Raw genomic sequence first — 8,720 nt, forward strand, 5'->3', positions numbered from 1 at the left:
CCGGCGCCCTTCATCTTGGCCAGCACCAGGCCAGCTTGCTCCGCCGGCACCGTGACGATGTAACGCGCCTGGTCCTCGCCGAACCAGTACGCATGCGGCACCAGCGATGCCGGCGCCGCCAGCAACTGCGCGCCGATGCCGCCTGACATCGCCATCTCGGCGAGTGCGATCAACAGCCCGCCGTCGGAGACGTCGTGCACCGCGGTCGCGGTGCCGGCATGGACCATGCCGCGCACCACGTCGCCGTTGCGCTTCTCGGCGGCCAGGTCGACCGGCGGCGGCGCGCCCGCTTCGCGGCCGCAGATGTCGCGCAGATAAACCGATTGCCCGAGCCAGCCGTGGGTGTCGCCGATCAGCAGGATCGCCTCATCGGCGACCTTGAACGAAAGCGTCGCCGACCTGGTGAAATCGTCGAGCAGCCCGACGCCGCCGATCGAGGGCGTCGGCAAGATGCCGCGGCCCAATTCTTCTCCAGGAAATCGGGTCTCGTTGTAGAGCGAGACATTGCCGGACACGACCGGGAAGTCGAGCGCGCGGCAGGCTTGCGAAATGCCCTTCAGGCAGCCGACGAACTGGCCCATGATTTCGGGGCGTTCCGGATTGCCGAAATTGAGATTGTCGGTGATCGCGAGCGGCCGTCCGCCGACCGCGGTGATGTTGCGCCAGGCTTCGGCCACCGCCTGCATGCCGCCCTGATATGGATCGGCCTCGCAATAGCGCGGCGTGACGTCGACGGTGAGCGCCAGTCCCTTCGGTCCGTCCTGCACCCGCACCACCGCGGCGTCGCCGCCGGGGCGCTGCACGGTATTGCCGAGAATGACGTGATCGTATTGTTCCCAGACCCAGCGCTTTGAGCACAGCTCGGGCGAGCCGATCAGTTTTTCCAGCGCCGGCATGATCCCAATCGGCGCCTTCACGTCACGCGCATGGATCACCGGCAACGGCGCCGACGCGACATGCGGCCGGTCATAGAGCGGCGCCTCGTCGCCCAGTTGCTTGATCGGCAGATCGGCCATGACGTCGCCGCCATGCTTCACCACAAAGCGCTTGCTCGGCGTGGTGTAGCCGACGACCGCGAAGTCCAGCCCCCATTTGCGGAAGATCGCCTCCGCCTGTTTTTCCTTCTCGGGCTTCAGCACCATGAGCATGCGCTCCTGGCTTTCCGAGAGCATCATCTCATAGGCGCTCATGCCGGTCTCGCGGGTCGGCACCGCGTCGAGATCGAGATCGACGCCGAGATCGCCCTTGGCGCCCATCTCGACCGCCGAGCAGGTCAGGCCCGCCGCGCCCATGTCCTGGATCGCGATCACGCAACCGGCTGCCATGATCTCGAGGCAGGCTTCCAGCAGCAGTTTTTCGGCGAAGGGATCGCCGACCTGCACGGTCGGCCGCTTCTCGGCTGAGTCGTCGTCGAATTCGGCCGACGCCATCGAGGCGCCGTGAATGCCGTCGCGGCCGGTCTTGGAGCCGAGATAAACGATCGGCATGTTGACGCCGGACGCTGCCGCGTAGAAAATCTTGTTCGTGTCGGCGAGGCCGACCGCCATCGCATTGACGAGGATGTTGCCGTCATAGCGGGTGTGGAAACGCACCTGCCCGCCGACGGTCGGCACTCCGAACGAATTGCCGTAGCCGCCGACGCCGGCGACCACGCCGGAGACGAGGTGGCGGGTCCTGGGATGCTCGGGCGCGCCAAAGCTCAGCGCGTTGAGGCAGGCGATCGGGCGCGCGCCCATCGTAAAGACGTCGCGCAAAATGCCGCCGACGCCGGTGGTCGCGCCCTGATAGGGCTCGATATAGCTCGGATGGTTGTGGCTCTCCATCTTGAACACCACCGCCTGGCCGTCGCCGATATCGATGACGCCGGCATTCTCGCCCGGTCCCTGGATCACCCAGGGCGCCGTGGTCGGCAGGCCGCGCAGATGGATGCGGGAGGATTTGTACGAGCAGTGCTCGTTCCACATCGCCGAGAAAATCCCGAGCTCGGTGAAACTCGGCACCCGCCCGATCAGCTTCAGGATGCGCTCATACTCGTCCGGTTTCAGCCCATGGCTGGCGACGAGTTCGGCGGTGATCTGGGGTTCGTTCATGAGGCTGCTATAGCGATTGAGGTCTCTTATTAGGGAGATCGGACAGGCCGGAAAAGGTCTTTTATGGCGCATTTTCCCGCTGTCCAGAGCTTTGCGGCCGCAGGGCCGGCCGACCGCCATTTGCACATCGCGCACGGATCGGATTTAAGGATTGGAACCAGGCAAAGGAAGACCGAATTTCGTGAACGACCTCGCCAAAACCGAGACCATCAAGCGGGTGAAGTTCAAGGTCTCGCCGGCAGCCAGCGCCGTTGCCACCTAGTTCGATCCTACAGCCCCGTCGCGGCTGGCGCGATTATGCGCTGCTGCTGGCGCTGGCGTGCTGCTGGAGCTCGACCTATCCGCTGACCAAGATCGGCATCGGCTCGATCCCTCCGATCACCTTCATCTCGGCGCGCTCGCTGATCGCAGCAACCTTCCTCCTCGTCATCCTGCGCGCACGCGGAATTCGAATTCCAACCGACGCCAAAGCCTGGAAGCTGTTCGCCTTCCAGCAGACCATCAATTCGACGATTCCGTTTTTGATGATCACCTGGGCGCAACAATATGTGCCGGCGGCAGCGACCGTGGTGCTGGCCTCGACGACGCCGATCTTCGCCTTCCTCATCACCTGGGGCATTACGCGGCACGAGCCGGCGACGCTGCTCAAGCTGGTCGGCGCCGTCATCGGGCTCGCCGGAACCGCCGTGATCATTGGCCTCGATGCGCTCGGCGGCCTTGGCGCCGATATCCTGGCCGAGGTCGTGATCCTGCTCGCCACCATCTCCTTTGCCTGTGCCACCATCTTCGGACTGCGGCTGTCGGATTACGACCCGATGGTGGTGGCGGCGGGCTCGCTGCTGTTCGGCGGCCTCGTGCTGCTGCCGGCTTCGCTGATCGTCGATCATCCCTGGACCTTGCGGCCCACGGCTGAAGCGCTGGTCGCCACCCTCACCATGGGGATTTTCTCGAGCGCGCTCGGGCTGATGCTGTTCTACATGTGCCTGACGCGATTGGGCACGCTGACCACCAACGCGCAGGGATACTTGCGCATTCCCATCGGCGTCGGCCTGTCGGTCGCCCTGCTCGGCGAAACCGTGCCGAGCAACCTCGGGCTCGGACTGCTGCTGGTGATGGCCGGCGTCGCCGCCATGACCATTCCGAGCAACCGGTACAAATTGCGCTGGACCGGCGGCGCGCGCGACTGAAGAACCGGCCGCGGTCCCCCTTCAAGCCATGAACACCTGCCATCGATCTTTCACACCCGGCTGTCGCGTCCGCCCGTGCCGGGCATTCAAGCCGACAATTGCTTCTCGGCGATCGACAGCCATTCGGCCTGGGCCTCGCGCAGGTATTTGGGCGCGCGTTTCATCTGAAGCAGCAGTTCGTTGAATACCACCCTGGCCTCGGCCGTGCGGCCCACCATACGCAGCAGCATGCCGTACCGGACTCGCGCCTCGGCGCCGGGGAAGTAGGCGGCGAGCGCATGGTATTCGTCGAGCGCTTCGTCGACACGCCCGACTTCGGCCAGTGCACGCGCATAGAGCAGATGGCCCTCGGCCGATTGAAAGCCGGGCCAGCGCTTTTGCAGATCGTCCAGGGTCGCGAGCACGTCAGCCGGACGATTGCGACCGAATTCAGCTTGCGCCTTGCCGAGCGCATAGTTCGGCTCGCTGCCCATCGGCAGCTTCAGGATGTGATCGTAGTGGGCTTCGGCCTCGTCGAATCGCGCGACCTTCAGGCACTCGGCGGCCAGCGCGGCGCGATTGGCAATCGTATCGGCGTTGGCAAGCCGATCGGATAACTCACGATACAGCTTTTCCGGATCGAGCCTGCCGGCGACGCGCTTGCGCGCCTGTTGGGCTCCCGGCCCGCTTAGCCATTCCGGCACCAGTTCGACCACGATGTAGGCGAGCGCACCGACGAGCGGCACCATCAGGATGATGAAGGCCCAGGGTTGCAGACGCCCGGTTCGCGATGCGTGATAAACCAGCGTGATATCGAGCAGCAATATGACCAACGCAACGGGCATGGCGAATTCCAGCTATGCGATCAGATTGTGTCGGCCGCCGCCTTGCTCGCTTGGCAGGCGCCGCCAAACAATCCCCGGTTGTTTTATTCTCCGATCGAAACGGCAGGAATATGACAGTCACCAGCCGCGGCCCACCTCAAAATATGGAAAACAACCCCATGCAAAGTAGCCGTTGCTGGCATGATGCCTGGAGCGATGGTGCGAAAACATTTGACACGTCGGGCAAATCAGCGGCACTCCTCCATCATCCCGCAACACGGCCATACCCTGTCCGACAAGGATGGCTCGTCCTGGATCGGCGTTGGCTGATACCTCATCGCGTGGTGCGCGAAGCCGATGCCGGCATGGCCGAGATTGATCTTGCCGGGGGCCTCGACGCAAGCGGACTCACGCCGCTTTTTCCAGATGCGCGGCCAGCCCCGCGAACAGGCCGCGGCCGTCGGTGCAGCCCATGATGTCTTCGACGTGGTTTTCCGGATGCGGCATCATGCCGAGCACGTTGCCGCGTTCGTTGACGATGCCGGCGATCGAATGCGCGGCGCCGTTGATGTTTGAGTTCTCATCCACCACGCCGCCGGCGGAGCAGTAGCGGTAAAGCACCCGGCCCTCACCCTCCAGCCGCTGGATCGTCGCCTCGTCGGCCTCGTAATTGCCCTCGCCATGCGCCACCGGCACGCGGATCACCTGCCCGGCATTGTAGCCGCGGGTGAACGGCGTATCCGAGCGCTCGACCCGCAGATGAACGTCCTTGCAGATGAATTTCAGCCGCGCATTGCGCATCAGCACGCCCGGCAAAAGGCCGGCCTCGCAGAGGATCTGAAAGCCGTTGCAGACGCCGAGCACGAGGCCGCCCTGGGCGGCAAAGGCGCGGACCGCATCCATCACCGGCGCGCGCGCGGCAATCGCCCCGCAGCGCAGATAATCGCCATAGGAAAATCCGCCGGGCACCACCACGAGGTCGGTGCCCGCGGGAAGCGCGGTCTCGGCGTGCCAGACCATCTTGGGCTCATGGCCCGAGGCGAGCCTGAGCGCGCGCGCCATGTCGCGCTCACGATTGATTCCGGGGAAGACGAGAACGGCGGATTTCATTTCGGACAAACCTGCTGGTTCAAGAGCTGTCTACCGACCGATAGCTCTTGATTGATGGCTTTCATATCCAGCAGAAGCTCGTCAATTGAGACGTCAAGTTCGGCAACATCGCGCGAGATTTCAAGCAGCAGATCATAAATCTGTTGATTGGTTATCTCAGTCACGACCTAGCCCAGAACTTCGACCCGGTAGTTCTCGATCACCGTGTTCGCCAACAGCTTGTCGGCGGCGGCTTTCAGCGCCGCCTCCGCCCCGGCCTTGTCGGAGCCGGACAGTTCGATGTCGAACACCTTGCCCTGGCGCACGCTGGCGATGCCCTCGACGCCGAGCGACTTCAGCGCGCCTTCGATGGCCTTGCCCTGGGGGTCGAGGATGCCCGACTTCAGCGTAACGGTGACGCGCGCTTTCACGTCTTGCCTCAGCTCTTCACCAGCACCGGACCGGTGCCCGCGGGCCGCTCGTTCTCCATCAAAATGCCGAGCCGCTTTGCCACCTCGGTATAGGCTTCCAGGAGCCCGCCGAGATCCCGGCGGAAACGGTCCTTGTCGAGTTTTTCGTTCGACTTGATGTCCCACAGCCGGCAGGAGTCGGGTGAGATTTCATCCGCGACGATGATCCGCATCATCTCGTTCTCGAACAGGCGCCCGCATTCCATCTTGAAATCAACCAGCCGGATGCCGATGCCGAGAAACAGCCCGGTGAGGAAGTCGTTGACGCGGATGGCGAGGGCCATGATGTCGTCGATTTCCTGCGGCGTCGCCCAGCCGAACGCGGTGATGTGCTCTTCGGACACCATCGGGTCGTTGAGTTGGTCGTTCTTGTAGTAGAACTCGATGATCGAGCGCGGCAGTTGGGTGCCCTCCTCGATGCCGAGGCGCTGCGACAGCGATCCCGCCGCCACGTTCCGCACCACCACCTCCAGCGGCACGATCTCGACCTCGCGAATCAGCTGCTCGCGCATGTTGAGGCGGCGGATGAAATGGGTTGGCACCCCGATGTCGTTGAGGTGCTGAAACAGGTACTCCGAAATCCGGTTGTTGAGGACGCCCTTGCCCTCGATCACCTGGTGTTTCTTGGCATTGAACGCGGTCGCATCGTCCTTGAAGTGCTGGATCAGGGTTCCCGGCTCCGGGCCCTCATACAGGACCTTGGCCTTGCCTTCATAAATGCGGCGTCGACGGCTCATTGGGATGTACCGTGTTTTGTTGAAATCCATGAATCTGGTGTGCTCCGGATGACAAGGGATGACGAAACCCGCGACGGAGCTGCCGCGGAGGCCTGGAACGGGGAAACAGAACGAGAACCAAGCTTGGTTGGCAACCTATCCGATTGGCCCTTCCAGCACAATCGACCCGGCCCAATTGGGCCCAACTTATACCGCCTGGCCTGCGGCTTAACGGCCCGTTGTTTTGCCGATTCGCCCTGTCTATCTAGGGAGCGAGAGGGTTGCCGCAATACCGTGCCCCTCCTCCATCTGGCAGGGATTGGAACCCGGGACATGACCACATTCGACAAACGCGAGGAAGGTTTCGAGCGAAAGTTTGCGTTCGACGAGGAGCAGAAATTCAAGGCGAAAGCGCGCCACAACCGGCTGCTCGGAATGTGGGTGGCCGAAAAGCTCGGCATGTCGGGCGATGCCGCCACCGCTTACGCCAAGGAGGTGGTCGCGGCCGACCTTGAGGAGGCCGGCGACGGCGACGTGGTCCGCAAGGTGATGGGCGATCTTGCCGCCAAGGGCGTGGCGCTCACCGAACCGCAGCTTCGTGCCAAGATGGACGAGCTGATGGCGCAGGCGATCGCGCAGGTGAAGGCGGGGACGTGAAGCGGGCGAATAGGGAGTGGCGAATAGCGAATAGGAAACTCCATTCGCTACTCGCCATTCGCCATTCGCGTCCTGGACGTCAACCCTCCTTGAAGCCATATTCCGGCACGTTGCCGCTGGCGCCGTAGTATTTATAGGGCAAAAACTTGCCTGACATCGTGATCTTGACGCGGTCGCCCCTGGGATTGGCGACCCGCTCGATCGCCATGTCGAAATCGATCGCCGACATGATGCCGTCGCCGAATTCCTCCTCGATCAGCGCCTTCCACGCCGGGCCGTTGACCATCACCATCTCGTAGAAGCGATAGATCAAGGGATCGGTCGGCGGCATCGGCGTGCCGGTGCCGCGCATCGGCACCTCGTTGAGCATCGCAATCTCGGATTTCGACAGGCCGAACAGTTCGCCGGCATTGGCGGCCTGCGGTTTTGTCAATTTCATCTGGCCCATGACGGCGCCGACGATCAGCACTTCCGAATAGCCGCCGATCTTGTCGCAGATGTGTTTCCAGCTCCAGCCTTTCTCGCGCTTGATGTCGAGCAGCTTTTCGGTGAGGTCTTCTCGTTTCATGAGGTTTCTCCCTCTCGTTCGTCATGCCCGGACGGCGCCATCGTCGTCGCCATGATGTCGCGCAATCCCGGCGTCGCCGACACCGCTGGACTGGCGGCGGGCAATTTGTTCGGGCCTTCAAAACTGAAGAAGCCGAAGCGAACGAGCAGCGCGGCAACGCAGCTCGTCGCTGTCCAATTGGCTATCCGCTCCGCGCTACTTGAGCGCGTCCGCGACCTTGGCGATGCCCGCATTGGCACAGGCTTCGTCCTTTTCGCCGCCCGGCGCGCCGGATACGCCGACACCGCCAATGAGCTCGTTGCCGGCCTTGATCGGAACGCCGCCGCCGACGCCGACGATTTGCGGAATCTGCCTCAGGAAGCTGAAGGCGGGATCTTCCATCTGCTTCTGGGTGGCAAGCGAAGTCTGGCCGCGGGTGCGGGCCGTGTAAGCCTTCAGGCGCGCAAACTCCATGGTGTGGGGGTTGGTGCCGTCGCCCTTGATGGAGGCCGCCACGTTGCCGCCCTTGTCGACGATCACGATCGAAACCTTGTAGCCGTCCTTGGTGCACTGATCGAGCGCGCCCTGCATGACCGCCATCGCCATCGCCATCGATATGTTCTTCTCCACCTGGGGGGCCTGCGCGAGGGCTGGTAAAGCAACAAGCATGGACGCGGACGCAACGACGGCAACACTGACGACACGCATTCTAGCCTCCGTGAAAATTCATGGTTTCGTAGCCTGTTATACCCCCACGCGGGTGAATTAGTCCCGCGCGGATCGAGGAAATTCGCCGGCTGCGTTGCTGCAAAGCGAAGGCCGGCGGCAACGGTGTCTAGCGACACTCGAGCAGGCTCGTTTCGAGCCGCGCCAGTTCGCCGGCCAGATCGCGCTCGACATCAGCAACGCGCATTCTGATCACGCGGTAGCCGCGGGCTTCCAGCCACGTCTGCCGCGCGGCGCGGTCGCTGACAATAAGCTCGGTCTCGCCGGGGTTTTCCAGCTCGATCGCGATCCGGTGCACGAAGGAGACGAAATCGGGAATATGGCGGCCGACCGGCGTCTGCCGCTTGAACTGCCCGGCAAAGCGGCGGTCACGGGTCAGCGCCTGCCACAGGATGCGCTCGGCGTCGGTCGGGTTTCGCCGCAACAGCCGCGCCA

11 protein-coding genes are annotated in these 8,720 nt (G+C 63.3%); 2 read left to right on the plus strand and 9 right to left on the minus strand.

Translation table 11 applies throughout. The features are described from left to right. On the minus strand, positions 1 to 2,090 hold a 2,090-nt coding region (gene purL, locus WCE35_RS19435; RefSeq protein ID WP_424594946.1), incomplete at its 3' end, for a phosphoribosylformylglycinamidine synthase subunit PurL. 251 nt (positions 2,091 to 2,341) lie between these two features. Here purL and WCE35_RS19440 point away from each other — a divergent pair. Continuing rightward, a complete protein-coding gene (locus tag WCE35_RS19440; RefSeq protein ID WP_424594947.1) occupies positions 2,342 to 3,277 on the plus strand; it encodes a DMT family transporter in 936 nt (311 codons plus the stop codon). 86 nt (positions 3,278 to 3,363) lie between these two features. On the opposite strand, the gene WCE35_RS19445 is transcribed toward WCE35_RS19440, so the two are convergent. The 5 genes from WCE35_RS19445 to purC form a co-directional block, all read right to left on the minus strand. Then, positions 3,364 to 4,101 (minus strand): hypothetical protein, encoded by a 738-nt coding sequence (locus WCE35_RS19445; RefSeq protein ID WP_424594948.1) that lies wholly within the window; start codon positions 4,099 to 4,101, stop codon positions 3,364 to 3,366. 387 nt (positions 4,102 to 4,488) lie between these two features. Next, entirely contained in the window at positions 4,489 to 5,190 is a 702-nt protein-coding gene (purQ, locus tag WCE35_RS19450; RefSeq protein WP_424594949.1) for a phosphoribosylformylglycinamidine synthase subunit PurQ, read from the minus strand. Next, the gene (locus WCE35_RS19455) at positions 5,187 to 5,354 is read right to left on the minus strand and encodes a hypothetical protein (RefSeq protein ID WP_424594950.1); all 168 of its coding nucleotides are present in this window, start codon (positions 5,352 to 5,354) and stop codon (positions 5,187 to 5,189) included. The genes purQ and WCE35_RS19455 overlap by 4 nt, the downstream gene beginning before the upstream one ends. A 3-nt stretch (positions 5,355 to 5,357) precedes the next feature. Further along, positions 5,358 to 5,600: a phosphoribosylformylglycinamidine synthase subunit PurS gene (gene purS, locus WCE35_RS19460; protein WP_424594951.1), complete on the minus strand. Its 243-nt coding sequence runs from the start codon at positions 5,598 to 5,600 to the stop codon at positions 5,358 to 5,360. An 8-nt stretch (positions 5,601 to 5,608) separates the two neighbouring features. Further along, positions 5,609 to 6,376, minus strand: coding sequence for a phosphoribosylaminoimidazolesuccinocarboxamide synthase (gene purC, locus WCE35_RS19465; RefSeq protein ID WP_171708996.1), 768 nt, complete (start codon positions 6,374 to 6,376; stop codon positions 5,609 to 5,611). Positions 6,377 to 6,688: 312 nt separating this feature from the next. Here purC and WCE35_RS19470 point away from each other — a divergent pair, with 312 nt between their 5' ends. Next, positions 6,689 to 7,012, plus strand: coding sequence for a DUF1476 domain-containing protein (locus WCE35_RS19470; protein WP_424594952.1), 324 nt, complete (start codon positions 6,689 to 6,691; stop codon positions 7,010 to 7,012). Positions 7,013 to 7,091: 79 nt separating this feature from the next. Here the strand turns inward: WCE35_RS19470 and cynS are convergent, their stop codons facing one another. From cynS to WCE35_RS19485, 3 genes are all read right to left on the minus strand, one after another. Further along, entirely contained in the window at positions 7,092 to 7,580 is a 489-nt protein-coding gene (cynS, locus tag WCE35_RS19475; RefSeq protein WP_424594953.1) for a cyanase, read from the minus strand. Positions 7,581 to 7,775: 195 nt separating this feature from the next. After that, on the minus strand, positions 7,776 to 8,267 hold the full coding sequence (locus WCE35_RS19480; RefSeq protein ID WP_424594954.1) for a GlcG/HbpS family heme-binding protein: 492 nt from the start codon (positions 8,265 to 8,267) through the stop codon (positions 7,776 to 7,778). Between the two features lie 127 nt (positions 8,268 to 8,394). Continuing rightward, positions 8,395 to 8,720, minus strand: a 326-nt coding sequence (locus tag WCE35_RS19485) for an endonuclease domain-containing protein (RefSeq protein ID WP_424594955.1), incomplete at its 5' end; no start/stop codon positions are given.

It is taken from the genome of Bradyrhizobium sp., assembly GCF_049691595.1.
Taxonomy (GTDB): domain Bacteria; phylum Pseudomonadota; class Alphaproteobacteria; order Rhizobiales; family Xanthobacteraceae; genus Bradyrhizobium.

What these genes read in the sequence shown, in the direction of transcription:
- WCE35_RS19445 (WP_424594948.1), bottom strand. Translation starts at nt 4,101, where the DNA reads ATGCCCGTTGCGTTGGTCATATTGCTGCTCGATATCACGCTGGTTTAT.
- purQ (WP_424594949.1), bottom strand. Translation starts at nt 5,190, where the DNA reads ATGAAATCCGCCGTTCTCGTCTTCCCCGGAATCAATCGTGAGCGCGAC.
- purC (WP_171708996.1), bottom strand. Translation starts at nt 6,376, where the DNA reads ATGAGCCGTCGACGCCGCATTTATGAAGGCAAGGCCAAGGTCCTGTAT.
- WCE35_RS19470 (WP_424594952.1), top strand. Translation starts at nt 6,689, where the DNA reads ATGACCACATTCGACAAACGCGAGGAAGGTTTCGAGCGAAAGTTTGCG.
- cynS (WP_424594953.1), bottom strand. Translation starts at nt 7,580, where the DNA reads ATGAAACGAGAAGACCTCACCGAAAAGCTGCTCGACATCAAGCGCGAG.
- WCE35_RS19480 (WP_424594954.1), bottom strand. Translation starts at nt 8,267, where the DNA reads ATGCGTGTCGTCAGTGTTGCCGTCGTTGCGTCCGCGTCCATGCTTGTT.